General features: G+C 66.9%; 22 protein-coding genes. 14 read left to right on the forward strand and 8 right to left on the reverse strand.

What is annotated here, in order from left to right:
• From GV001_RS06625 to GV001_RS06640, 4 genes are all read left to right on the forward strand, one after another.
• Positions 1-534, forward strand: a complete 534-nt coding sequence (locus GV001_RS06625; RefSeq protein ID WP_160078854.1) for a DUF2937 family protein — start codon at positions 1-3, stop codon at positions 532-534.
• A 111-nt stretch (positions 535-645) separates the two neighbouring features.
• Positions 646-1,707 carry a DUF2167 domain-containing protein gene (locus tag GV001_RS06630; RefSeq protein WP_160078855.1) on the forward strand — a complete coding sequence of 354 codons (1,062 nt, stop codon included), beginning with the start codon at positions 646-648 and terminating at the stop codon, positions 1,705-1,707.
• A 317-nt stretch (positions 1,708-2,024) separates the two neighbouring features.
• Positions 2,025-3,623, forward strand: a complete 1,599-nt coding sequence (locus GV001_RS06635; RefSeq protein ID WP_160078856.1) for a DUF3300 domain-containing protein — start codon at positions 2,025-2,027, stop codon at positions 3,621-3,623.
• 13 nt (positions 3,624-3,636) lie between these two features.
• Positions 3,637-4,545: a DUF2950 domain-containing protein gene (locus GV001_RS06640; RefSeq protein WP_160078857.1), complete on the forward strand. Its 909-nt coding sequence runs from the start codon at positions 3,637-3,639 to the stop codon at positions 4,543-4,545.
• A 522-nt stretch (positions 4,546-5,067) separates the two neighbouring features.
• Here GV001_RS06640 and GV001_RS06645 read toward each other — a convergent pair.
• Together GV001_RS06645 and GV001_RS06650 are read right to left on the reverse strand one after the other, a co-directional pair.
• On the reverse strand, positions 5,068-6,246 hold the full coding sequence (locus tag GV001_RS06645; RefSeq protein WP_160078858.1) for a VWA domain-containing protein: 1,179 nt from the start codon (positions 6,244-6,246) through the stop codon (positions 5,068-5,070).
• A 178-nt stretch (positions 6,247-6,424) separates the two neighbouring features.
• A complete protein-coding gene (locus tag GV001_RS06650; protein WP_160078859.1) occupies positions 6,425-7,270 on the reverse strand; it encodes a MoxR family ATPase in 846 nt (281 codons plus the stop codon).
• A gap of 281 nt (positions 7,271-7,551) precedes the next feature.
• On the opposite strand from GV001_RS06650, the gene cysK reads away from it, so the two are divergent.
• Entirely contained in the window at positions 7,552-8,526 is a 975-nt protein-coding gene (gene cysK / locus GV001_RS06655; protein ID WP_160078860.1) for a cysteine synthase A, read from the forward strand.
• 181 nt (positions 8,527-8,707) lie between these two features.
• Here cysK and GV001_RS06660 read toward each other — a convergent pair whose 3' ends face one another.
• The 3 genes from GV001_RS06660 to GV001_RS06670 all read right to left on the reverse strand — a co-directional run bounded on the left by GV001_RS06660 (position 8,708) and on the right by GV001_RS06670 (position 12,340).
• Positions 8,708-9,610: a DMT family transporter gene (locus GV001_RS06660; protein ID WP_160078861.1), complete on the reverse strand. Its 903-nt coding sequence runs from the start codon at positions 9,608-9,610 to the stop codon at positions 8,708-8,710.
• 108 nt (positions 9,611-9,718) lie between these two features.
• Entirely contained in the window at positions 9,719-10,465 is a 747-nt protein-coding gene (locus tag GV001_RS06665) for a TorF family putative porin (RefSeq protein WP_160078862.1), read from the reverse strand.
• A gap of 108 nt (positions 10,466-10,573) precedes the next feature.
• Positions 10,574-12,340 carry an amidohydrolase gene (locus GV001_RS06670; protein WP_160078863.1) on the reverse strand — a complete coding sequence of 589 codons (1,767 nt, stop codon included), beginning with the start codon at positions 12,338-12,340 and terminating at the stop codon, positions 10,574-10,576.
• A 106-nt stretch (positions 12,341-12,446) separates the two neighbouring features.
• On the opposite strand from GV001_RS06670, the gene GV001_RS06675 reads away from it, so the two are divergent.
• The 3 genes from GV001_RS06675 (at position 12,447) to GV001_RS06685 (ending at position 16,359) form a co-directional block, all read left to right on the forward strand.
• Positions 12,447-13,364 (forward strand): LysR family transcriptional regulator, encoded by a 918-nt coding sequence (locus tag GV001_RS06675; protein WP_160078864.1) that lies wholly within the window; start codon positions 12,447-12,449, stop codon positions 13,362-13,364.
• Between the two features lie 126 nt (positions 13,365-13,490).
• Positions 13,491-15,131, forward strand: a complete 1,641-nt coding sequence (locus GV001_RS06680; protein WP_160078865.1) for an AMP-binding protein — start codon at positions 13,491-13,493, stop codon at positions 15,129-15,131.
• 46 nt (positions 15,132-15,177) lie between these two features.
• Entirely contained in the window at positions 15,178-16,359 is a 1,182-nt protein-coding gene (locus GV001_RS06685; protein ID WP_160078866.1) for a CaiB/BaiF CoA-transferase family protein, read from the forward strand.
• 4 nt (positions 16,360-16,363) lie between these two features.
• Here GV001_RS06685 and GV001_RS06690 read toward each other — a convergent pair whose 3' ends face one another.
• Together GV001_RS06690 and GV001_RS06695 are read right to left on the reverse strand one after the other, a co-directional pair.
• Complete coding sequence (locus GV001_RS06690; protein ID WP_256664985.1) at positions 16,364-16,918, reverse strand: SprT family zinc-dependent metalloprotease; 555 nt, start codon at positions 16,916-16,918, stop codon at positions 16,364-16,366.
• A 151-nt stretch (positions 16,919-17,069) separates the two neighbouring features.
• On the reverse strand, positions 17,070-18,593 hold the full coding sequence (locus GV001_RS06695; protein ID WP_160078868.1) for a fumarate hydratase: 1,524 nt from the start codon (positions 18,591-18,593) through the stop codon (positions 17,070-17,072).
• Positions 18,594-18,829: 236 nt separating this feature from the next.
• Here GV001_RS06695 and GV001_RS06700 point away from each other — a divergent pair, with 236 nt between their 5' ends.
• From GV001_RS06700 to GV001_RS06710, 3 genes are read left to right on the forward strand one after another with little or no spacing between them, the layout of a single operon-like run.
• On the forward strand, positions 18,830-19,957 hold the full coding sequence (locus GV001_RS06700; RefSeq protein ID WP_160078869.1) for a diguanylate cyclase: 1,128 nt from the start codon (positions 18,830-18,832) through the stop codon (positions 19,955-19,957).
• A complete protein-coding gene (locus GV001_RS06705) occupies positions 19,950-20,888 on the forward strand; it encodes an iron-sulfur-binding ferredoxin reductase (RefSeq protein ID WP_160078870.1) in 939 nt (312 codons plus the stop codon). The genes GV001_RS06700 and GV001_RS06705 overlap by 8 nt, the downstream gene beginning before the upstream one ends.
• A gap of 42 nt (positions 20,889-20,930) precedes the next feature.
• Positions 20,931-21,704, forward strand: coding sequence for an enoyl-CoA hydratase (locus GV001_RS06710; RefSeq protein WP_160078871.1), 774 nt, complete (start codon positions 20,931-20,933; stop codon positions 21,702-21,704).
• Positions 21,705-21,854: 150 nt separating this feature from the next.
• On the opposite strand, the gene pyk is transcribed toward GV001_RS06710, so the two are convergent.
• Positions 21,855-23,306 (reverse strand): pyruvate kinase, encoded by a 1,452-nt coding sequence (gene pyk, locus GV001_RS06715; protein ID WP_160078872.1) that lies wholly within the window; start codon positions 23,304-23,306, stop codon positions 21,855-21,857.
• Positions 23,307-23,471: 165 nt separating this feature from the next.
• On the opposite strand from pyk, the gene GV001_RS06720 reads away from it, so the two are divergent.
• The 3 genes from GV001_RS06720 to GV001_RS06730 all read left to right on the forward strand — a co-directional run bounded on the left by GV001_RS06720 (position 23,472) and on the right by GV001_RS06730 (position 24,749).
• Positions 23,472-23,846, forward strand: coding sequence for a tol-pal system YbgF family protein (locus GV001_RS06720; protein ID WP_160078873.1), 375 nt, complete (start codon positions 23,472-23,474; stop codon positions 23,844-23,846).
• 56 nt (positions 23,847-23,902) lie between these two features.
• Positions 23,903-24,328, forward strand: coding sequence for a DUF4124 domain-containing protein (locus GV001_RS06725; protein WP_160078874.1), 426 nt, complete (start codon positions 23,903-23,905; stop codon positions 24,326-24,328).
• A 61-nt stretch (positions 24,329-24,389) separates the two neighbouring features.
• A complete protein-coding gene (locus tag GV001_RS06730) occupies positions 24,390-24,749 on the forward strand; it encodes a PilZ domain-containing protein (protein ID WP_160078875.1) in 360 nt (119 codons plus the stop codon).
• The last annotated feature ends 62 nt before the right edge of the window (positions 24,750-24,811 follow it).

The following is a 24,811-nucleotide window of genomic DNA, read 5'->3' on the forward strand; positions in this document are numbered from 1 at the left end:
ATGTTTCGGGGTTATCTGCGTCTGCTGCTGTTCGGTTTCGGCCTGCTGGTCGGGGTTCAGGTGCCGGGCTTCATCGACGACTACGGCAAGCGCGTGGCCGCGCACCGCGCCGAATCGGAGGAAAGCCTGAGCGGTTTCCGCGAGACCGCGGCGCGCTTCTTCAACGGCGATCTCAACGCCCTGGTTGCCCACTACAAGGCCAGCAGCGACGAGGTGATGCGCAGCGACGCGCAGAGCGTCGAGCACCTGGTGTACCGCGCCGAACTGCTCGAAGGCGAATGGCTGGCCATGCAGGGGCCCTGGTACGCCCAGGCCTGGCACCTGGCCAGTGCGGCGGACCGCGAGCTGCTGGACGAAACCATCGCGGCCTACAGCTACCAGGTGCTGCTGGCCCCGCAGGCGATTGCCTGGGGGCTGAGTGGCGGGCTGCTGCTGGCCTGGCTGGTGGAGCTGGTCGTGCTCGGCGCCGGCTGGACCCTGGGGTTTGGCCGCAAGCACAAGATCATCGCCCACGAGCAGCGCCACTGGCGCTGAACCGGCGCTAGCCGCGAGGTTGTTGCAAAAGATTGCGCTGGCTCGCCGAAATGCCCGGGGGTGCATGTTAGGCTGGCGCTCCCCATTTACCCCCATCGTCATGGAGTTGTTATGTCGATCAAGGAATTGATCCTGGCCGCCTTGCTGGCCGCCGCCGTACCCGCCGCCCACGCCGTGGTCGTGGCCCCCGATGCCCCGGCTCCCGCAGCCGCCGAAGCCGCCGCGCCGGAGGAGGAGAGCGCCGCGGTCACCGAGGACGAAGTCGAGGAATTCGACGAAGAAGCCTTCATCGCCAGCCTGAACTTTCAGACCGGCCAAGTGGTGATCGGCGACAACCTGGCCACCCTCAACCTGCCGGACAACCTGGTCTTCCTCGACGGCGCCGACGCCGAGCGCCTGCTGGTCGAGGCCTGGGGCAACCCGCCGGATGCCGAGCTGCCGCTGGGCATGGTGCTGCCGGCCGGCATCTCGCCGCTGGCCGCCGAGTCCTGGGCGGCGACCATCGAATACGAGGAAAGCGGCTACGTATCCGATGAGGATGCCGCCGACATCGATTACGACGACATGCTCAAGGACCTGCAGGAAGAGTCCGTGGCCGACAACCAGTGGCGCGCCGAGAACGGCTACGAGCCGGTCGAGCTGATCGGCTGGGCCGCTCAGCCGCACTACGACGACCAGGGCAAGAAGCTGCACTGGGCCAAGGAACTCAAGTTCGGCGACAGCGAAACCAACACCCTCAACTACAACATCCGCGTGCTCGGTCGCAAAGGTGTGCTGGTGCTGAACTTCATCGCCAACATGGATCAGCTGGCCGATATCCAGCAGCACGTGCCGACCGTACTGGCCATGACCGACTTCAACCAGGGCCATCGCTACGCCGAGTTCGACCCGGACATGGACGAAGTGGCGGCCTACGGCATCGGTGCGCTGATCGCCGGTAAGCTGGCGGCCAAGGCCGGCCTGTTCGCCACCCTGCTGATCCTGCTGAAGAAACTGTGGATCGTGCCGCTGCTGGCCATCGGCTGGCTGGGCAAGCGCCTGTTCGGCAAGAAACAGGTGGAGACGCCGGTGGCTTCTGTCGAGCCGGTAGCCGAGCCGACTGCCGCCGAAGCCGTAACACCGCCAGCGAGCACTGTGCTGGACCTGAACAAGCCGGACGGCGATAAGCCCTGAGTCTGATCGCGCATTGCACCCACAAGGGCCCCACTGGGGCCCTTGTCGTTTCTGCCCGGCGCCTGCCGGCTTCCCGGTTTGGGCGATCGGCCTGCGACTTCTTCCTCGACCACGCTGGGGCGTGCTTATCGACGAGGCCTGGCGGAGGCTAGCCGTCACTGGCCAGATCAATGCGGCAAAGTCGGGCCGATTGACTAGGCTGAAGGCAATCGCCGCGCCGGCCTGGCTCTGCGCACGATCCCTCGGACGTGGTCACGCTGCGACAGTCAGGTGGCCCCGCCTCTAACCCCGCTTTTCTTCGCCATTGGAGAAGCGCCATGCGTGTGTGCCATCGCTCCACCATCCTGCTTGCCGTGCTGGCCCTGTCCGGTTGCCCGGATGAGGAACCCACCAAGGCGCAAGCTCCTGCTGCCGAGGCGCCGGTAGCGGCTCCAGCCGCCGTCACCCCTCCCGTGGCGCCAGCACCAACACCAGCGCCGGCCGCGGTCAGCAACGCCGTATTCACACAGGAGGAGCTGGACCAGATGATGGCGCCGCTGGCCCTGTACCCGGACGCGCTGCTGGCCCAGGTGTTGATGGCCTCGACCTATCCGGGCGATGTCGCCGACGCCGTGGTCTGGTCCAAGGCGCATCCGAACAGCAGCGGCGATAGCGCGGTGCGCGAGGTGGCGGATCAGCCCTGGGACCCGAGCGTGCAGTCGCTGGTCGCCTTCCCGGCGGCACTGGCCACCCTGGGGCAGGATCCGGCCTGGGTTCAGCGGGTGGGCGATGCCTTCCTGGCCCAGCCCGACGCGGTGATGGACTCGGTGCAGCGCCTGCGGCGGCAGGCGCAAGCCGCCGGCAACCTGGAATCCAACGAGCAGCAGCGGGTGACCGTGCAGCCCGCCGCCCCTGCGCCAGCCTCCGCTCCCGTCTCGGCCGAGTCGACCGTGATAGTGGAGCAGCCGGCCGCCGCGCCGACCATCATCATCGAGCCGGCCCAGCCGCAGACGGTCTATGTGCCCAGCTACAACCCGAACGTGGTCTACGGCACCTGGCCCTATCCGGCCTCGCCGCCGGTGTATTACCCACCACCGCCGGGCTACTACTTCGGCGGTGCGCTGGCTGCCGGCCTGGGTTTCGCGGCCGGTGTGGCGATCATCGATTCGCTGTGGGGCGATTGCGACTGGGGCAACGATGACATCGACATCGATGTCGACCGCTACAACAACATCAACTCCAACCGGCAGATCAATGCCAACCAGAACAACTGGCAGCACAACGCGGTCAATCGCGACGGAGTGCCTTACCGCGACCGCGCCAATCGCGAGCAATACAACCGGCGCCTGGAGGGGAGTGCGCAGCGCGATGCCTTTCGGGGGTACGATACGGCGCGGGTGGCCGAGCGCGAGCGGGCGCGTCAGTCACTGGAGCAGCGCGGCATCGACTCGCCGGCCACCAGCAACCAGCAGGCCCGCGAACGGGCCCAGAGCGCGACTCGCGAACTCGACCGGGATCCGCAGGCCCGCGAGCGGGCTCAGGCCGGGGCCCGCGATATCAGCCGGGATCCGGCCCGCGAGCGCGCCCAGGCCGCCACCCGTGATGCGCAGGCCCGTGAGCGGGCTCAGGCTTCGACCCGCGACGCGCAGGCGCGCCAGCGAGCCCAGGCCTCGACCCGCGATGCGCAGGCCCGCCAGCGTGCGCAAAGCAATCCGCAGGCTCGTCAGCAGGTGCGCCAGCAGAACGCCAGTGCGCGCGGAACCCGCGACAACGCCTTCACTGGTGCCCGCAGCCCCTCGCAGTCACGCGCGCAAGCCAGCCGTGGCCAGACCAGCCGGGCCACCGCCAGCCGGCCGCAAACGGCCCGCGCGAGCGGCCAGACTGTGCAACGCGCCTCCCGGGCACCGTCCCGGAGCGGCGGCGGCCGCCGGCGCTGACAGGAGAATCGCCATGATTGCTGGATTCCGTTTGATCTCGATCCTGTTGCTGGGCGTTCTGGTCCAGGCCGCACAGGCGCAGCAGGCTTACCCCACTGCAGATGCCGCCGCCGAGGCGCTGGTGGCTGCCCTGGGAACCGAAAAGGGCGATGCCGAGCGCCTGGCGGCCTTGCTGGGCGCCGACTGGCAAAGCTACATCCCGACCGGCGACGTCGAGCGCGAGGATGTCGATGCCTTCCTCGCGCTCTATCGGCAGAAGAGCGTGCTGCAGCCCACCGCGTCCGGGCGCGCCGCCCTGGTGGTGGGCAACACGCCCTGGACCTTCCCCCTGCCGCTGGTCCAGGGCAAGGATGGCTGGGCCTTCGATACCAAGGCCGGCGGTGAGGAAATCCGGGTGCGCCGCATCGGTCGCAACGAGCTGGCCACCGTGCAGGCGATGCTGGCTTACCACGATGCACAGATGGACTATGCCGAGGTCGACCGGGACGGCGACGGGGTGCTGGAGTACGCGCAGCAGTTCATCAGCAGCGACGGCCAGTACGACGGGCTGTACTGGGCCGAGGAGCCCGGTATCGAGGAAAGCCCACTCGGTCCGCTATTCGGCGACGAGCTGCCCGACGGCGTCTGGCACGGCTACCACTACCGCATCCTCAACGCCCAGGGCGCCTCGGCACCGGGCGGCGCCTACGACTACCGGCTCGGCGACAACATGAGCCGCGGCTTTGCCCTGATCGCCTGGCCGGCCAAATATGGCGACAGCGGCGTGATGAGTTTCATGATCAGTCACGACGGCCAGGTGTTCGAAAAGGATCTGGGTCCGGACGGCGCGAAACTGGCGACAACCATGAGCCGTTTCGATCCGGACAGCAGCTGGCATGAGGTTGAGGCCGCGGCCGAGGACGCAATATTGGCCACGCCCTGACCGGCGGCGCAGGCGCCAAAACGAGACGGGCCCAAGCGGGCCCGTTTTGTTTGGCCATGTCCTAATAGCGTGTTGGATAGACGCGTGCCATCCATGGGTGCGAGCTCTGCGTTGTAGGGTGCGCCGTGCGCACCTGATGGCCCCTAGGGCACCAGGCTGAGCTGATTGCCGAGTGGGCTGATGGTTTGGGTTTCGCCTACCCAGGCGACTCACTTTTCTTTGTTTGCGCAAAGAAAAGTAAGCAAAAGAAAGCGCACCCCGGCATCCGGCCCTGCGCTTCGCTCCGGGTGCCCTCCTTCCGGCGCCGCTCCGGGGGCCGTCACGAAGGGACGTCCCTGTCCCTTCGCTCCTCGCTCGGCGTCCTGCCTCGCGTCCCCCTACGCAACACCTCCACTAGGCCTCCTGACGGGGACTCGGGCTCCGAGCTGCTTGATGGCTCTTTCTTGCCGCTACGCGGATTTGGTTTCCACCCCGCAAACCATGGAGCTGCATACAACACGCTATTGGTACATCGCCTTTTGTTTACTTGCTGAGAAAGCGCATGCCTTCTTCCAGGCCACGCAGGGTCAGCGGGTGCATCTGGTCGTTGATCAGCTCGCGGACGATGTTGGTGGAAGCGGTGTAGCTCCACGCATCCTTGGGGTAGGGGTTGATCCAGATGAGCTTCTTGTACTTCTCCATGAAGCGCTTCATCCACACGTAGCCGGCTTCCTCGTTCCAGTGCTCGACGCTGCCGCCGGCCTGGGTGATCTCGTAGGGCGCCATGGCCGCGTCGCCGATGAAGATCACCTTGTAGTCCGGGCCGTACTTGTGCAGCAGGTCGAGGGTGGAATAGCGCTCGGAGGTGCGGCGCAGGTTGTTCTTCCACACGCTCTCGTAGATGAAGTTGTGGAAGTAGAAATACTCCAAATGCTTGAACTCGGTCTTGCAGGCCGAGAACAGTTCCTCGCAGACCTTGACGTGGGCGTCCATCGAACCGCCGATGTCGAACAGCAGCAGCAGCTTCACCGTGTTGCGCCGTTCCGGGCGCATCTGGATGTTGAGCAGGCCGCCGTCCTTGGCCGTGTGGTCGATGGTGCCGCCGAGGTCGAATTCTTCCGCCGCGCCCTCGCGGGCGAACTTGCGCAGGCGGCGCAGGGCCACCTTGATGTTGCGCGTGCCCAGTTCGACCTGGTCGTCGAGGTTCTTGTACTCGCGCTGGTCCCACACCTTGGCGGCCTTGCCCTGGCGCTTGCCGGCGTCGCCGACGCGGATGCCTTCCGGGTTGTAGCCGCCGGAGCCGAACGGGCTGGTGCCGCCGGTGCCGATCCACTTGTTGCCGCCTTCGTGGCGTTCCTTCTGCTCTTCGAGGCGTTTCTTGAATTCCTCGATCAGCTTGTCCAGGCCGCCGAGGCTCTGGATCTGCGCGCGCTCCTCGTCGGTCAGCAGGCGCTCGAACTCCTTGCGCAGCCATTCATCGGGGATCAGCGCCTCGATGTGCTGGTTGAGGTTCTCCAGGCCCTTGAAGTAGGCGCCGAAGGCGCGGTCGAACTTGTCGAAATGACGTTCGTCCTTGACCAGGATGGTGCGCGACAGGAAGTAGAACTCGTCCATGTCGGCGAACACCACGTTGTGTTTCAACGCGTTGATCAGGTCGAGCAGCTCGCGTACCGAGACCGGCACCTTGGCGGCGCGCATTTCATTGAACAGGTTGAGCAGCATGTGCGTGCCCTCGTGGAAGTCTGTAACTGCCTTATGGCCTGATTGCTCGCACCAGGTGAGGGGCGAGCGAGCTAGGGCCAGGCAAGGCGAGAGCGGGCGAGGCAGCAGGGTTTACTGGTGTAAATGAGCATGCCGAGCCCGCTCTCAACGCAGTCTGGCCGACGCGCAGCCGGCCCGTTTATCGGGAGGCGCGACGGCTCATGAAGGCCAGACGCTCGAGCAGCTGCACATCCTGCTCGTTCTTCACCAGGGCGCCGGCCAGCGGCGGGATGGCCTTGGTCGGATCGCGCTCGCGCAGCACCGCCTCGCCGATATTGTCGGCCATCAACAGCTTGAGCCAGTCGACCAGCTCGCTGGTGGATGGCTTCTTCTTCAGGCCCGGCACCTTGCGCACGTCGAAGAACACGTCGAGCGCCTCGGCCACCAGCTCGCCGCTGATCTTCGGGTAGTGCACGTCGACGATCTTCTGCAGGGTGTTGCGGTCGGGGAAGGCGATGTAGTGGAAGAAGCAGCGGCGCAGGAAGGCGTCCGGCAGTTCCTTCTCGTTGTTCGAGGTGATGATGATGATCGGGCGCTGCTTGGCCTTGATCGTCTCGTTGGTCTCGTAAACGTAGAACTCCATCTTGTCGAGTTCCTGCAACAGGTCGTTGGGGAACTCGATGTCGGCCTTGTCGATCTCGTCGATCAGCAGGATCACCCGCTCATCGCTCTCGAAGGCCTCCCACAGCTTGCCCTTCTTGATGTAGTTGCGTACGTCGTGGACCTTGTCCGAGTCCAGCTGCGAGTCGCGCAGGCGGCTGACCGCGTCGTACTCGTACAGGCCCTGGTGGGCCTTGGTGGTGGACTTGATGTGCCAGGTGATCAGCTTGGCGCCGAAGGCCTCGGCCAGCTGCTCGGCCAGCATGGTCTTGCCGGTGCCCGGCTCGCCCTTGACCAGCAGCGGGCGCTGCAGGGTGATGGCGGCATTCACCGCGAGCTTCAGGTCGTCGGTGGCGACGTAGGACTGGGTGCCTTCGAACTTCATCGTGTAATCCTCGAACGGTGACGCCCCGGAACCTGCGCCCGGCGCTGTTGTAGCGTAAAAAACCGACTATACCGCGCAGTCTGCCAGGCTGTGAACGCAGACGCGCCATTCAGTCACTGAATGGCGGGTCACCCGATCCGCGGTTCAGATAGCGGGCCTGGTGCGCCGTGGCGGTTCGCTGTCGGCCAGGGCCGTGGCCTGTCCGCGCTCAGGTGCTGGACGCCCTCTGGTTGGCGGCTTAGGCTTGTGAGTCTCGCCTCTGCCTGTCCAAGGACCCTGCCATGAGCCGCATCTATTCCGACAACGCCCAATCCATCGGCAACACCCCGCTGGTGCAGATCAATCGCCTCGGCCCCAAGGGCGTGACCATTCTGGCGAAAATCGAGGGGCGCAACCCGGGCTATTCGGTCAAATGCCGGATCGGCGCCAGCATGATCTGGGATGCCGAGTCGCGCGGCGTGCTCAAGCCGGGCATGACCATAGTCGAGCCGACCTCCGGCAATACCGGCATTGGCCTGGCCTTCGTCGCCGCCGCCCGTGGCTATAAGCTGGTGCTGACCATGCCGGCGTCCATGAGCCTGGAGCGGCGCAAGGTGCTCAAGGCCCTGGGCGCCGAGCTGGTGCTGACCGACCCGGCCAAGGGCATGAAGGGGGCCATCGAGAAGGCCAACGAGATCGCCAGTTCCGACCCGGCCAAGTACTTCCTGCCCGGGCAGTTCGACAACCCGGCCAACCCGGCGATCCACGAGAAGACCACCGGTCCGGAAATCTGGAACGACACCGACGGCGCCATCGACGTGCTGGTGGCCGGGGTCGGCACTGGCGGCACCATCACCGGGGTGTCGCGCTATATCAAGAACAGCCGGCACAAGCCGATTCTCTCGGTGGCGGTGGAGCCGGTCAGCTCGCCGGTGATCAGCCAGGTCATGGCCGGCGAGGAGCTCAAGCCGGCACCGCACAAGATCCAGGGCATCGGCGCCGGCTTCGTGCCGAACAACCTCGACCTGTCCATGGTCGACCGGGTCGAGCAGGTCACGGACGAGGAATCCAAGGCCATGGCCCTGCGCCTGATGCAGGAGGAAGGCATCCTCTGCGGCATCTCCTGCGGCGCGGCGATGGCGGCGGCGGTGCGCCTGGCCGAGCGGGCGGACATGCAGGGCAAGACCATCGTGGTGATCCTGCCGGACTCCGGCGAGCGCTACCTGTCGAGCATGCTGTTCAGCGATCTGTTCACCGAGCAGGAGCTGCAGCAATAAGTACCGTTCCGATCTGCTGCGCGTCGGCGATACTGCGTTGAAGATGGCTTTGGGCTGCTCATTTACAGCATGTAAACTCCGCACCCTCAGCCATCTTCGCCTTGTCTCGCTCTAGCTCACGAGATCGGTTCTTGAACCTTGATGAAAAAGCCGCCCTCGGGCGGCTTTTTCGTTTCCCCGATCAGGCCTTGGCCGGAGCGGTGCGCGGCGCGCTCGGCCGCACCACCAGCCACAGCGCCACGCCGATCAGGGCGCAGCCCGGCAGGTAGGCCCAGCTCAGCGGCTCGCCCAGCAGCAGGGCGCCCCAGACCACGCCGAAGGGCGGGATCAGGAAGGTGGTGGTGGAGGCTTTGATCGGGCCGATATCGCTGAGCAGGCGGAAGTACAGGACATAGGCGAACGCGGTGCAGAGCAGGCCCAGGCCGGCCAGGGACAGCCACACCCCGGGCCCGCCCCAGCTGGCCGGCATCTGCCAGGCCAGGCTGGCGGCGAACAGCGGCAGCTGGAACAGGCTGGCGCCGACCAGGCTGGCGCAGGCCACCAGGCGGTTGTCCAGGCCCAGCGGGCCGATCCAGCGGCGGGTGAGGAAGCCGGCGAAGCCGTAGCAGGTGGTCGCCACCAGGCAGGCGGCGGCGCCGAGCAGCAGCGGCAGGTCGAAGTCCACCGGGCCGGTGCGGGTCAGCACGGCCACGCCGAACAGGCCGAGCGCCACGCCGGCGGCCTTGCTGGCGGTCATTGCCTCGCTGAAGAACAGCGCGCCGATCAGCACGCCCATCAGCGGCGTGGTGGCATTGAAGATCGACGAGTAGCCGGCCGGCAGCACCAGCGCCGCCAGGCAGTACATCACCGAGGGCAGGCCGGCGTTGATTACCCCGAGCAGCAGGCAGGCGCGGAACTTGCCCTTGTAGTTCCACACCGGGCGCAGTACCAGCAGGAAGGCCAGCAGGCCGAGGGCGCCCAGGCTGGCGCGGAAGAAGGCAGTGGGCAGGCTGCCGAGCACCGGCACGGCGATGCGCATGAACAGGAAACTGGCGCCCCAGATGGCGGCGAGCAGGAGCAGGCGGAGCAGGTCGGCAGGTTTCATGGCGCGGCACACCAGGGCAGGGGCGCTCAGATTACGCCTCTCGCCGGGCGGCGCAATCCACAGCTGACTTTCAAATCAGCGGGTTCCAAGGGTGCGCCGCTCTGCTTATCAGAACGTCTTGCTGACGCTGGCCACGGCGGTAGCGCTGCACAGGTCGTCGTAGCCGCTGAAGCTGGCGCACTCGGCGTCGGACAGGTCGGTGTCGATGTAGCTCAGGCCCCAGGTGGCGCCAAGCAGGTCGCGAGTCAGCTTGACCTCCCAGTTGCCGTAGTCCTGTTCGGCCTTGCTGTAGTCGGCGTTGAAGAACACGTCGTCCTTGTAGTCGACGTTCTCGTAGCGCAGCTCCAGGCCGATCTCCAGCGGCAGCTGGGTGCGATAGCCGAGGTAAGTGTTGAAGTAGTCCTCGTCGGTGCCGACCGCGTGCTTGCCGCCGATGAAGAAGCCGTAGGCCTCCAGGGTCATATAGAAATCACCGCCGTTGAACTGGCTTTCACCCGGGTAGCTGTACTTGTTGTAGTAGGCGTCCAGGCTGATGGCATCGGTGATCTGCCAGTAGTAGCCGGCGTAGTAGTCGATTTCCTGGCGGGTTCCGTAGTCATCGTCGTTTTCCCAGTCATGGCCGTACTCGACGTTGCTGGTCCACACCCCGGCATACAGGCCGCTGACGTGACTGAGCATGACATCGAGCTGGGCGGCGGGGTCGCCCAGGGTCTGCGAGATGCCGCTGGAGCGGTAGTCGCTGCTCAGCATGGGGGTGACGACCAGGGAGAACTGCTCGTTGAGTTCGATGGCGGCGGCCTGCAGGCTGCAGGTCAGGGCGGTGATGGCGAGCGTGAGGTGCTGATAGGTACGCATGGGGTGGACCCTGTAGTTGTGATTATCGGGTTTGCAGCTGGTGCCGGGCCGCAGCCGGCCGCTGCGCGCTGAGATCAGGCGCAGGGCAGGCGAGCGGCGGGGCAGGCGTTATTGCGCCTGGGCGACGTCTGGCGTGGCGGCTGCCTGGTACACCGGCTGGCCGGCGAAGTAGGTGGTCAGCACCTGGGTGTCGAACAGCTCGGCGTCGCTGACCTTGAACACGTCGCGGTCCAGCACGATCAGGTCGGCCTGCTTGCCGGGGGCCAGCGAGCCGATCTGCTGCTCCAGGCGCAGGGCCTTGGCGGCATTGAGGGTGTAGGCCTGGAACATGGTCTCGCGGTCGATGCTCTCGGCGCTGTTCAGCACCCCGAGCGGGCCGCTGCGGGTGCTGGCCTGGGCGATGGCGTTCCACGGGTTGGGGCTGGATACCGGCCAGTCGCTGGCCCCGGCGATGGTGGCGCCGGCCTTGTGCAGCGAGCGGGCCGGGTACTGGTAGCGGTAGGTGTAGGCGCTGACGTAGGGCTTGACCAACTCCTCGGTGTAGCTTTCCGCGGTGGCCCACAGCAGCTGCATGGAGGCGATCACGCCGAGCTGCTTGAAGCGCGGGAACTCCTTGGGGTTGACCAGTTGCAGGTGGCTGATGCTGTGCGGCACCGGAGTCGGCTTGAGCGCGCGGGCATATTCGAAGGCATTCAGCGATTCGCGCACGGCACGGTCGCCCACCGCATGGATGTGCGCGATCCAGCCCTGCTGTTCGATGGCGGCCACCAGCTTGCCGAAGTTCTGCGGGTCGATCAGCAGCTGGCCCTGCTTGTGGCTGTTGGTGTAGGGGTCGATCACTGCGGCGGTCTGCCCCGGGAACTCGAGCACGCCATCGGCGAAGATCTTGATGCCGGGGAAGCTCAGGTTCGGCACGCCGTGGAACTGCTGCATGACCTTGGCCTGCACTTTGAGGTCGTCCGGCTTGCTCTGCGGGTGAGCGAGCAGCAGGGCGGCGACGTGCACGTTCAGCTCGCCCTTCTCGGCCAGCTGGCGGTACAGCGGCAGCACGCCGAGGTCCTTCTCGGTGGGGCGCATCTCGAACAGCGACTGCTCGCCGCCGCCGTTGGCCGCGGCATCCATCCAGGCGGTGACGCCCACTTCCAGGTTGATCCGCACCGCCTCGCGGGTGGCCTTCAGCATCAGCTCGTGGGAGGGTTTGGGCAGCTTGCCGCGCACCCGGTCCCAGCCGTTTTCACTGAGGAAGCCGGTGGGCGTCAGATCGCTCTCGTGTTCGATGTAGCCGGCTTCCTTGGCGTCCAGGCCCTTGACCAGCGCGGCGTCGATGCCGACGCGGCGCAGCATGGCCTGGTTGGCCCAGCCGGTGTGGCCGTCGATGCCGCTCAGCACCAGCGGCTGCTCGGCCCAGCGGCCCTGGTTGAAGCGCTTGGCCAGCGCGCGGCTGTCCTTCCAGTAGGCCGAGCTGACGCCGTCGATGACGATGATGTCGTCCAGGCGCGCGGTGCCGGCCGCATCCTGCTCGACTATCCACTGTTCCAGCTCGGCCAGCGGCTTGACCTCGTCGTACAGATTGGCCCGCAGGCTGGCCAGGGCGCCCATCACCGGATGGCTGTGGGTGTCGATCATGCCGGGCATCAGCACCTTGCCGGCCAGGTCGACGCGCCGGGTGTCGGCATCGGCCAGGGCCAGGATGGCCTTGTCGCTGCCGACCCGGAGGATCTTGCCGTTTTCCACCGCCACGGCCTGGGCGCGTGGCTGGCCGGATTCGGCGGTGAACACCTGGCCGTTGAACAGCACCAGGTCGGCCGCCGCCATGGCTTCCATCGAGGAAAAAGCGACAGCGCTTGCCAGCAGGCTCGGGATAAACCTTTTCATGTGTGCCCCTTGTTTTTATTGGACTGCAGGCGAGACTAGCGACTGCAGTGCGGGGCCAGAACGCCCAGGCCGTGCAAAACCCTTTTGCCTGATGGGAATAGATCCGATGGACAAGCTCGGTGCCCTGAACATGTTTGTCGCCACGGCCGAGTACGGCAGTTTCAGCCGCGCCGCCGAGCAGCTGGGCAAGACGCCCTCGGCCCTGACCAAGGCGGTCAGCCACCTGGAGGCCGAGCTCGGTGCGCGCCTGTTCGAGCGCAGCACCCGGCGCACGGTGCTCACCGAGGCCGGGCGGGTCTACCTGGAAACCGCGCGCCAGGTGCTGCAGCGCCTGCACGAGGTGGGCGAGGAGATCGGCCAGCTGCAGCACGGCCTGTATGGCAACCTGCGCATCACCGCGCCGCTGGCCTTCGGCCGCGCCTTCCTCGACGAGGTCTGTGCCGGCTTCCTCACCCAGTACCCGCAGATCAAGCTGCGCATCGACCTGTGCGATGCCTTCGTCGATCTGCTGGAGAGCGGCTACGACCTGGCCCTGCGCGAGGGCCGCAGCGATCTGCCGGGCCTGATCGCCCGGGTGGTCGGGCAGAACCGCATCGCCCTCTGCGCCAGCCCCGCCTACCTGGCGCGGCGGCCGCAGCCGCTGGCCCCGGACAGCATCGAGGCGCACGACTGGCTGGTCTACCAGCACCCGGCGCTGGACCGAGGCCTCTGGTGGGTGGAACGCGAGGGCCGGCGCATCGGCCTGCCGCAGCCGCGCCAGCCGCGCCTGGAAAGCGACAACTACGACCTGCTGCTGGCCGCGGCCCTGGCCGGCGGTGGCGTGCTGCACACGCCGCTGTGGAGCGCCGCGCCCTACCTGGCCGATGGCCGCCTGGTGCAGTTGATGAGCGACTACCAGATCGACCCGGACGCCTTCGGCCCGCACATCCTCGCGGTCTACCCGAGCCACCGCCGCGCCACGGCCAAGGTGGTGGCCTTCATCGACTACCTGCAGGCGTTTCTCGGCGCGCGCGGCATCGCTTGAGGGCGCTGGCCGATTGGGTCAATGCCACCGAGCGCTTGGGTCATTGAGCTCGTTTCAGGCGCTGCCTAACCTGCTTGGTGTTCTGCTTGATCGTACCCGGCTCCAATAAAAACAAGAGAGCGTCCGATGTCCGAACAACTGCCCCTGCAACGCTTCAATCACTGGCTGGCCGAACAGCCTGATCGCGTCTGGCTGCGCCAGCCGGTCAACGGCCAGTGGCATGACTTCACCTGGCGCCAGGTCGACGAGCAGGCTCGGCGCCTGGCCAGCGCCTTGCTGGCCCTGGGCTGCGTGGCCGGCGAGCGGGTCGCGCTGCTGGCGAAGAACTGCGCCGAGTGGTTTATCAGCGATATCGCCCTGCAAATGGCCGGGCTGGTCAGCGTGCCGCTGTACCCGCTGCAGGCGCCGGAGCAGATCGCCTATGTGCTGGAGCATGCCGGCTGCAAGGTGATCCTGGTTGGCAAGCTGGACGATCCGGACAAGCTGGCCGGCGGCATCGGCGCGCACATCACGCGCATCGCCATGCCCTATCCGACCATGGCCGCGGCCCATGACTGGCACAGCCTGCTGGCCCGCCATGAGCCGCTGCAGGGCACCCGCGCGCAACAGCCCGACGAGCTGCTGTCGATCCTCTACACCTCGGGCACCACCGGCCTGCCCAAGGGCGTGATGCTCTCGGCGCTGGCCATGGCCTTTTCCGGTGCCCATGCCACCGCCGAGCTGGGCATCGGCCCGCGCGACCAGTTCTTCTCCTACCTGCCGTTGTCCCATGCGGCCGAGCGTTTCCTGGTCGAATTCAACAGCCTGTACGGCGGAGCGCCGGTAGCCTTCGTCGAGTCGCTGGCGACCTTCGCCAGCGACCTGCGTCACATCCGCCCGACCGTGTTCTTCTCCGTGCCGCGCCTGTGGACGCGCTTCCAGCAGGGCGTGCTGGAGAAACTGCCGGCGGCGAAACTCGAGCGACTGCTGGGCATTCCGCTGCTCGGCGCGCTGCTGGCGCGCAAGATCCGCCGCGGGCTGGGCCTGGACCGGGCGCGCATTCTGGTATCGGGGGCGGCGGCCATCTCCACCGGCCTCTTGCAGTGGTACCGGCGCCTGGGGCTGAACATCTGCGAGGGCTACGGCATGACCGAGCACTTCGCCTACGGTTGCTTCAACCGTCCCGGGCAGGTGCGCCTGGGCACGGTGGGGCGGCCGATGCCGGGGCTGGAGGTGCGCATCGACGACAGCGGCGAGATCCTCCTGCGCAGCGTGACCCTGATGCAGGGCTACTACCGCGACCCGCAGAAGACCGCCGAGACCCTCAGGGATGGCTGGCTGCACACCGGCGACAAGGGCCAGCTGGATGCCGACGGCTATCTGCGCATCACCGGGCGGGTCAAGGACATCTTCAAGACCAGCAAGGGCAAGTACGTGGCGCCGGCGCCGATCGAGGGCGAGATCGCCAAGAGCAACTGGGTCGAGCAGGTCTGCCTGATGGGCAGCAACCTCGACCAGCCGCTGGCGCTGATCGAGCTGTCGCCCGCCGCGCGCCAGCAGCCCGAGGCGCAGGTTGGTGCCGACCTGCAGCGTGACCTGGCGGCACTCAACGGGCGCCTGGAACCGCACGAACGGATCAGCCACTTGGTCCTGGTACGCGAGCCGTGGACGGTGGACAACGGCTGCATGACGCCGACCATGAAGATCCGCCGCAACGTCCTGGAAAGCCGCTACGCCGAGCTGATCGCCAGCCTGCCGGCGCGCCAGCCGCTGGTCTGGGAAGAGTAATAGTCAGCCAGCCGGGCAGGGTGCCCGGCGCACACGAGGTTTATCCATGAAAGGCCCGTTGTCTTCGCTCAAGGTTCTCGACTTTTCCACCCTGCTGCCGGGGCCGTTCGCCTCGCTGCTGCTGGCCGACATGGGCGCCGAGGTGCTGCGCATCGAGTCGCCGACGCGGGTGGACCTGGTCCGGCTGCTGCCGCCCTTCGATGGCGACAGCAGCACCAGCCACGCCTACCTCAACCGCAACAAGCGCTCGCTGGCCCTCGACCTGAAAAATCCCGCGGCGCTGGCGGTGGTGCAGCGGCTGGTGGCCGAGTACGACATCGTCCTGGAGCAGTTCCGCCCCGGAGTGATGGACAAGCTCGGCCTCGGTTATGAAGCGCTGAAGGCAATCAACCCGCGGCTGATTTACGTGTCCATCACCGGCTACGGCCAGAGCGGGCCGTACCGGGACCGCGCCGGGCACGACCTCAACTACCTGGCCCTGAGCGGCCTGGCCAGCTACACCGGGCGCCGCGACACCGGCCCGCTGCCGCTTGGCGTGCAGGTGGCGGATATCGCCGGCGGCTCGCTGCACGGGGTGATCGGCCTGCTCGCCGCGGTCATCGCCCGCCAGGGCACGGGGCAGGGCCAGCACGTGGACATCAGCATGACCGACTGCGCCTTCAGCCTGCACGCCATGGCCGGCGCCGGCTACCTGGGCGCCGGGGTGGAACCGGCGATGGAGAACCAGGCGCTGAATGGCGGCAGCTTCTACGACTACTACCGCACCCGCGATGGCCGCTGGCTGTCGGTGGGCAGCCTGGAGCCGCAGTTCATGCAGCAGTTCTGCGCCGTCATCGGCCGCCCGGAGCTGGCCGGGCGCGGCCTGTCGCCCAAGCCGGAGGAGCAGAAGGCGCTCAAGCGCGAGATCGAGATCGAGATCGAGAAGCACGAGCTGGCCGAGTGGCAGCAGCGCTTCGCCGCGGTGGATGCCTGCGTCGAGCCACTGCTGAACCTGTCCGAGGCGGTCGAGCACCCGCAGCTGCAGGCGCGCGGCCTGGTCACCGAGGTGCCGCGCGCGGGCAAACCGGCACAGCGGCAGATCGCCTGCCCGATCAAGTTCTCGGCGGGACTGGAGGCGCCGCGCCACACCGGCGCGGCGGTGGGCGCACACAGCCTGGAGGTGCTGCGCGAGCTGGGCTTCGACGACGAGCAGATCGCCGCGCTAAAGGCGCAGAAGGTGTTGGGCTGAGGCCTTATTCGACCCGCTGTTCGCCGCTGAACACCAGGGTCGCCCGGCAGCGCCGGCAGAAATAGCGGCGGCCCTGGCGCACCAGGCTGTGGCGCTGGGCGGAGAAGGGGAACTCGCCGTTCGGGCACTGGCATTGGTAAAGGTAGCGGGTGCTCTTGCGCCGGCTGACGGCATAGCTGTGGCAGCGATCCGGCGGCAGCTCGTAGACCCCGCGCATGATCAGCTGCCACTCCTCGCCGTGGGGCTGGATGCGCCCGCCGAACATCTGGTGGGCGACCAGGTGCGCCACTTCGTGGGCCACGGTCTGCAGGAGGAAGTGCTCGCGGTTTTCCGTGTACAGCTTGGGGTTGAAGCGCAGCAAGTTTTCCGTGAGGTGGGCCACGCCGGCCTTCTGCCCGCGCAGTTTGAAGCTGACCTCGGGGCGGGGGAAGCGGCGCTTGAAGAAGTCCTCGGCCTGCCGGTAGCAGGCCTCGACGCGGGCGTGGATGAGTTCGGGCATGGCGCGATTATGCCGAAGAACCTGCCGGCGATCTGCTGCGAGTCGTCGGTAAGCGGCTATCGCTGCTTCTATGGCAGCGGATTTATTCGCGATAAACAGGCCGCTCGGAGCAGGCCGATCGCGAGTGAGTTCGCTACCACGCGGGGCGTAATGGGTAGGTCACCATGAAAAAGCCCGGCACTGGGCCGGGCTTGGTCACTGCTGTGCGGTGTTACTTGATTTCCACCGCCAGGCTGTCGTGGATCTTCTTCTGCCAGATGGCCGGGCCGGTGATGTGCACCGACTCGCCCTTGGTATCGACGGCCACGGTAACCGGCATGTCCTTCACTTCGAACTCGTAGATGGCTTCCATACCCAGTTCGGCGAAGGCCAGCACCTTGGACTTCTTGATCGCCTGGGCGACCAGGTAGGCGGCGCCACCGACGGCCATCAGGTACACGGCCTTGTTGTCGCGGATCGCGTCGATGGCGATCGGGCCGCGCTCGGACTTGCCGATCATGCCCAGCAGGCCGGTGCTTTCCAGGATCTGCCGGGTGAACTTGTCCATCCGCGTGGCGGTGGTCGGGCCGGCCGGGCCGACCACTTCGTCGCCGACCGGATCGACCGGGCCGACGTAATAGATGAAGCGGCCTTTGAGGTCGACCGGCAGCTCTTCACCCTTGTTCAGCATGTCTACCATGCGCTTGTGCGCGGCGTCGCGGCCGGTGAGCATCTTGCCGTTGAGCAGCACGGTCTCGCCCGGCTGCCAGCTCTGTACTTCTTCCGGGGTGATGGTGTCGAGGTTCACCCGGCGCGCGCTCGGGCCGGCTTCCCAGACGATTTCCGGGTAGGCGTCCAGCGGCGGCGGGGTCAGTTCGGCCGGGCCAGAACCGTCGAGCACGAAGTGCGCGTGACGGGTGGCGGCGCAGTTGGGGATCATGCACACCGGCAGCGAGGCGGCATGGGTCGGGTAATCCATGATCTTCACGTCGAGCACGGTGGTCAGGCCGCCGAGGCCCTGGGCACCGATGCCCAGCTGGTTGACCTTGTCGAACAGTTCGAGGCGCATTTCCTCGATCTTGTTCTGCGGGCCGCGGGCTTTGAGCTCATGGATGTCGATGGACTCCATCAGCACTTCCTTGGCCATCACCGCGGCCTTCTCGGCAGTACCGCCGATGCCGATGCCGAGCATGCCCGGCGGGCACCAGCCGGCGCCCATCTCGGGAACGGTCTTGAGTACCCAGTCGACGATCGAGTCGGACGGGTTGAGCATGGCCATCTTCGACTTGTTCTCGGAGCCGCCGCCTTTGGCCGCGACGTCCACTTCCACCTTGTCGCCGGGGACGATGGAGTAGTGGATCACCGCCGGGGTGTTGTCCTTGGTGTTCTTGCGGGCACCGGCCGGGTCGGCCAGGATCGAGGCGCGCAGGACGTTTTCCGGCAGGTTGTAGGCGCGGCGCACGCCCTCGTTGATCATGTCGTCGACGCTCATGGTGGCGCCATCCCAGCGCACGTCCATGCCGACGCGGACGAATACGGTGACGATGCCGGTGTCCTGGCAGATCGGCCGGTGGCCGGTGGCGCACATGCGCGAGTTGATCAGGATCTGCGCCATGGAGTCGCGCGCGGCCGGCGACTCTTCCTTCAGGTAGGCCTCATGCATGGCCTGGATGAAGTCGACGGGGTGGTAGTAGGAGATGAACTGTAGGGCGTCGGCGACGCTCTGAATCAGGTCATCCTGCTTGATCACGGTCATGCAAGCGCTCCTCTAATACGGGAACATCGGTAGGGAAGCGCCGGACCACGACCCGGCGCACTGCGACAAAAAAGGCGCCGAAGTATAGCGCGGCAGAGGCCTCGGGCACAGCCGCCGGTAGTCGACGCAGGTCGTATGGACGGCGGCTTTTATTCCGTTGCGCCACCCCGATCGCCCTAGGTTTTTTCTGACCGCGAAGGTAGAGTGAGGCCAGGTGCCAGTACGGGACGGAGCCCATGAGTACAACAACTCCCCGGGCAATACAAAGAAGCCTGCAAAGCCTGTTGTTCAAGCGCTTTGGCATGGCGGTGGCGACCTACGCCCTGGCCCTGCTGCTGTTCTGGGTGGCGGTGCTGAACGACCTGTTCACCGGCGGCTGGCCCGGCGCGATCCTCTTCAGCACCTTGCTGGTCGGCACCCAGCTGGCCTTCCTGGCTGCGTTTCGCAGCAATTTCAACCTGCGCTTTCGCGACCCCAGTCTGACCGAAGCGCAGATCCTGGTGGCCCTGTTCCTACACACCCTGCTGCTGGCCAACCTCGACAGTGCGCGCGGCAGCCTGCTGCTGTTCTACGTGATCATCCTGTTGTTCGGCGTGTTCCAGTTGCAGCCGCGGGTCTTCGTGCGCTGTGCCTTCTTCGCCTTCTTCGCCTTTGCCAGCCTCAATCTCTGGGAAGGCTACCACCTGCGCCTGGCCGACCCCGGCCTGGCCCTGCTGCAGAGCTGCGCCCTGTTCGTCGCGCTGGTCTGGCAGAGCCTGTTCGCCAGCTATGTGCAGGCCCTGCGCCAGCGCATGCGCCAGCGCCGCTATGCGCTGCAGGCGCACCAGGACACCCTGCGCGGCATGATGCGCCAGCTCGAAGACCTGGTGGCCACTGACGAGCTGACCGGCCTGTTCAACCGTCGGCACTTCCTGCGCCTGGCCCTGCGTGAACTGGACAATCTCGGCCCCGGCCGCCAGCACGGCCTGGCGCTGATCGACCTGGACTACTTCAAGCGGATCAACGACGTGCACGGCCATGCCGCCGGCGACCGCGTGCTGCAGACCTTCGCCGCAGTGGCGCGGGCCTGCGTGCGCGATGGCGACGTGCTGGCGCGCTACGGCGGCGAGGAGTTCGTCCTGCTCCTGCCGCATGCCGATGCCGATCGCCTGACCACCTGCTGCGAGCGCCTGCGCGAAGCCTTCGCCGCCGCCGAACCGGTGGGCGTGCAGGTGGCCAGCCTGAGCCTGTCCGCCGGGATGACCCTGCTCAGCCCGGGCGACGACCTCGACGAGGCCCTTCAGCGGGCCGACCAGGCCCTGTACCGGGCCAAGCGGGGCGGGCGCAACCGTTGCGATGCGGCCTGGGAGAGTAGCGGTGCCTGAGCTCCATGTGGCCGGCCAGTCCTGGTCGGTGCCCGTCGGTAGCAACCTGCTCGATGCCCTCAACGGCGCCGGCCTGCGCGTGCCCTACAGTTGCCGCGCCGGCAGCTGCCACGCCTGCCTGGTGCGCTGCCTGCAGGGCGAGGTGGAAAATGCCGCGCCGGATGCCCTGAGCCCCGAGCGCCTGGCCGAGGGCTGGCGCCTGGCCTGTCAGTGCCGGGTGCTGGGTGACCTCAGCGTGGAACTCTTCGACCCCGCCCGCGACGGTTTGCCGGCCAGAGTCGTGGCCTGCGACTGGCTCAGCCCGACGGTGCTGCGCCTGCGCCTGCAGCCGGACAAACCCCTGCGCTACAGCGCCGGCCAGCACCTGGTGCTGTGGACCGCCGCCGGCGTGGCGCGTCCCTATTCGCTGGCCAGCCTGCCGGGCGAGGAGGCCTGGCTGGAATTCCACCTGGACTGCCGCCAGCCCGGCGCGTTCAGCGATGCGGCGCGCCGGTTGCAGCCCGGCGACAGCCTGCGCCTGGGCGAGTTGCGCGGCGGTGCCCTGCACTATGACCCGGACTGGCAGGCCCATCCGCTCTGGCTGCTGGCGGCCGGCACCGGCCTGGCGCCGCTCTGGGGCATCCTGCGCGAGGCCTTGCGCCAGCAGCACGCGGGGCCCATCCGCGTGCTGCATGTGGCCCACGACAGCGGCGAGCATTACCTGGCCGCCCCCCTGCGGGAGTTGGCCACCACCCACCCGCAGCTGCAGGTGGAGCTGCTGACGGCGACCGAGCTGGCGGCGGTTTTGGCGGAACTGAAGCTTGTTTCCCGGCAAACCCGCGCCTTACTCTGCGGCTCCCCCGCCAGCGTGGAAAGCTTCGCGCGCCGCCTGTACCTGGCCGGCGTGCCGCGCAACCAGGTGCTGGCCGACATCTTTGTGCCCCGCGCCTAGCCTGCTTGCGTTCGGGGTGCCCCGAATCTGCAAGGAGTTGTGATGAGCGAGCATGTAGTAGTCGAGCGTGAGGGCGGTCTGCTGACCCTGCGCCTGAATCGTGCGGACAAGATGAATGCGCTGACCCGCGCCATGTACAGCCAGCTGGCCGACCAGCTGGATGCCGCCAACGAAGACCGCAGCGTGCGTGCCGTGCTGATCACCGGCGGCAGCGAATGCTTCACCAGCGGCAACGACGTGGCGGATTTCCTCCAGGCGCCGCCGACCGGCATGGACAGCCCGGTGTTCCAGTTCATGCGTGCACTGTTCGACTTCGGCAAGCCGGTGATCGCCGCGGTCAACGGCCCGGCCGTGGGCATTGGCACCACCCTGCTGCTGCACTGCGACCTGGTCTACGTCAGCCGCGCGGCCAAACTGAAGATGCCCTTCGTCAACCTCGGCCTGTGCCCGGAATTCGGCTCCAGCCTGATCCTGCCGCGCCTGCTGGGCCAGGCCAGGGCAGCCGAGTTGCTGCTGCTCGGCGAGAGCTTCAGCGGCGAGCAGGCGGCGCAGTGGGGCATCGCCAATGCGGCGCTGGAAGGAGGCGCCGAGGTGCTGGCCAAGGCCCGCGAGATGGCCCAGCGCTTCCTCGACCTGGCCCCTTCGGCAGTGGCCGACAGCAAGCGCCTGATGCGCGACCCGGGGCGCGCCGAGCTGCGCCGGGTGATCGAGGAGGAGGGCGCGCTGTTCGGCCAGCGCCTGCGTTCGCCGGAAGCCCTCGAGGCGCTGTCGGCCTTCATGCAGCGACGCAAGCCGGACTTCTCCAAGTTCGTCTAGGGTCTTCACCGATCCGCCGGGACATTGTAGGAGCCAGCTTGCTGGCGATGCCTTAGGTGCGTCCGGATCGCCAGCAAGCTGGCTCCTACCGGTACTGCGTCAGGCACAAAAAAGCCGCTCAATGAGCGGCTTTTTTAGTGGGCCAGGGCATCACACCAGCGGATCGCCGACATGCAGGATCTTCATGGTGTTGGTACCGCCGGTGCCGTGGTAGCTGTCGCCCTTGGTCAGGATCACCCAGTCGCCGGGCTCGACCACGCCGCGCTTGAGCAGTTCGTCCACTGCCGCCTGGCTGACCTTGTTGGCCGGCAGGGCGGCCGGGTCGAACGGCACGGTGTAGACGCCGCGGAACAGCGCCACGCGGGCCTGGGCCTCGCGGTGCGGAGTGAAGGCGAAGATCGGGATCGACGAGCGGATGCGCGACATGATCAGCGGGCTGTAGCCGCTCTCGGTCAGGCTGATGATGGCCTTGACGCCGGGGAAGTGGTTGGCGGTGTACATGGTGGCCAGGGCCACGCTCTCGTCGCAGCGCTCGAAGGTGCGGCCGATGCGGTGGCTGGACTTCTGGCTGGTCGGGTGCTTCTCCGCACCCAGGCACACGCGGGCCATGGCCTGTACCGCTTCCAGCGGGTATTCGCCGGCGGCGCTCTCGGCCGAGAGCATCACCGCGTCGGTGTAGTCCAGCGCGGCGTTGGCTACGTCGGAGACTTCCGCACGGGTCGGCATCGGGCTGTGGATCATCGACTCCATCATCTGCGTGGCGGTGATCACGGCTTTATTGAGGCGGCGGGCGTGGGCAATGATCTTCTTCTGGATGCCGACCAGCTCGGCATCGCCGATTTCCACGCCGAGGTCGCCTCTAGCCACCATCACCGCGTCGCTGGCACGGATCAGGCCGTCCAGGGTGACGTCGTCGGCCACCGCTTCGGCGCGCTCGATCTTCGCCACCAGCCAGGCCGTGCTGCCGGCTTCGTCGCGCAGGCGGCGGGCCAGTTGCATGTCGGCGGCATCGCGGGGGAAGGACACGGCCAGGTAGTCCAGGTCCATCTCGGCGGCCAGCTTGATGTCGGCCATGTCCTTCTCGGTCAGCGCCGGCGCAGTCAGGCCGCCGCCACGGCGGTTGATGCCCTTGTTGTCCGACAGCGGGCCGCCGATGGTGACGCGGCAATGCAGCTCGTCGGCGCCCTTGAGTTCGACCTGCATGACCACGCGGCCGTCGTCCAGCAGCAGTTCGTCGCCGACGTTGCAGTCCTGGATCAGCGCCGGGTAGTCGATGCCGACCACCTCCTGGGTGCCCTCGGTGCGCGAGTGGCTGGAGGACAGACGGAACAGGTCGCCTTCCTTGAGTTCGATGCGCTTGTTGGTGAACTTGGCGATGCGGATCTTCGGCCCCTGCAGGTCGCCGAGCAGGGCCACGTGGCGGCCGTGCTTGGCGGCCAGGTCGCGGACCAGTTGTGCGCGGGCCTTGTGGTCGTCCGGCGAGCCGTGGGAGAAGTTCAGGCGGGCCACGTCGATGCCGGCGAGGATCAGCTGTTCGAGGACTTCCGGCGAGTTGCTGGCGGGGCCGAGGGTGGCGACGATTTTGGTACGACGCAAGGTCATGCAGGGACTCCAGTTTCAAGGCGTGTCGCGAGGCTACTACGGGCAAACACTGTAGTCATTGTTCCGTTGCACTACCTTGAAATTGCCCGCAGCGGCGCGGCCGACGCCCGGCTTCTGGAGAAATGGCCGCGCCGGTCGATACACTGCGCAGTGGAGGAGAACACCATGCGTACCCTGATCCTGCTTTCTACCCTGGTTGTCCTGGCCGGCTGCAGCCGCATGGCGCTGGACGGCCACCTGAACGATGCCTACCGCAATTACGACCAGGGCAACTGCGAGCAGGCCCTGCTCGACCTGTCGCAGGCCGAGCGCACCAGCCGGGCCCGGCGCTACGTGCAACCGGAGATCTCCCTGCTGCGCGGCCAGTGCCTGGAGCGGCAGAACCTGTTCGTCGATGCGGCGCAGACCTATCGTTTCATCATCAACCAGTACCCGAGCAGCGAATATGCCTACCGCGCGCGGGCGCGTCTGGAGACCCTGGAGCAACTCGGGCATTATCGCCAGCACGAGCCGGCCAAGGCCTCGCCCGCCAGTCTCTAGGGCGGGCCCCTGGCAGGGAGTGTGCGCCGGAGCCCCGCCATTCGAAGGAGTGAAGCATGCGTCTATTGCTGTTGTGTGCCCTGTTGCTGCCGGCCCTGGCCTCGGCGCAAATCTACCGCTGGACCGATGCCCAGGGCCGCGTGCATTTCGGCGAGCAGCCGGGCGGCAGCAATGCCCAGCAGGTGGAAGTGAAGCCGCAGGTGGTCGAGCGTGACGCGGCCACCCGCGAGCGCGAGGCGCGTACCGAGCAGTTCTACGATGCCCGCCGCGAGGAACGGGCCAAGGCCCAGGAACAGGCCGCCGAAGCCCAGGCCAAGCGGGCCGGCGAGTGCCGCGAGCTGCGCAACAACCTGGCGCAGATCCAGCGCGACGGCCGCTACTTCGTCGGCGATGACGCGGGCAACCGCACCTATATCAGCGACAAGGAGCTGGAGAGCGCGCGCAGCCGTCTATCGACCCGCATTGCCGAGCGCTGCAGCTGAGCCTGGCGTGAGCCGGGGACTGCGCCCATACTTCAACACTCTTCCGTAGCGATTGGCCGTCATGCAGATTCAGCGCCACATCGAACGCCACCAGTTGCCGTATTACCTCAAGGTGTTCAACCGCATCACCGACAAACCGATGGGCTACATCGGCAATGTCTCCCTGGACGGCCTGATGCTGATCAGCCAGCTGCCGATGCTGGTCAATGCGCGTTTCGACATGCGCCTGAAGATTCCCGGCCGCGATGGCCAGGTCCACCACATCGACTTCTGCGCCACCTGCCAGTGGAGCCGCGAGGATGTCACCCCCGGCAGCTACGACTCCGGCTTTGCCCTGGTGGCGCCACCGGCCGAGTACGTCGAGATGGTCGATGCCCTGCGCCACTACTTCAGCTTTCGTCCCTTGCAGGCTTCCGCCTGACGCCTGAACGCCTCACCCATTGATCGACACAAGCACCGCACCGGCACCGGCGCAGTGTTTTG

It is taken from the genome of Pseudomonas sp. 8AS, from assembly GCF_902506505.1.
Lineage (GTDB): Bacteria > Pseudomonadota > Gammaproteobacteria > Pseudomonadales > Pseudomonadaceae > Aquipseudomonas.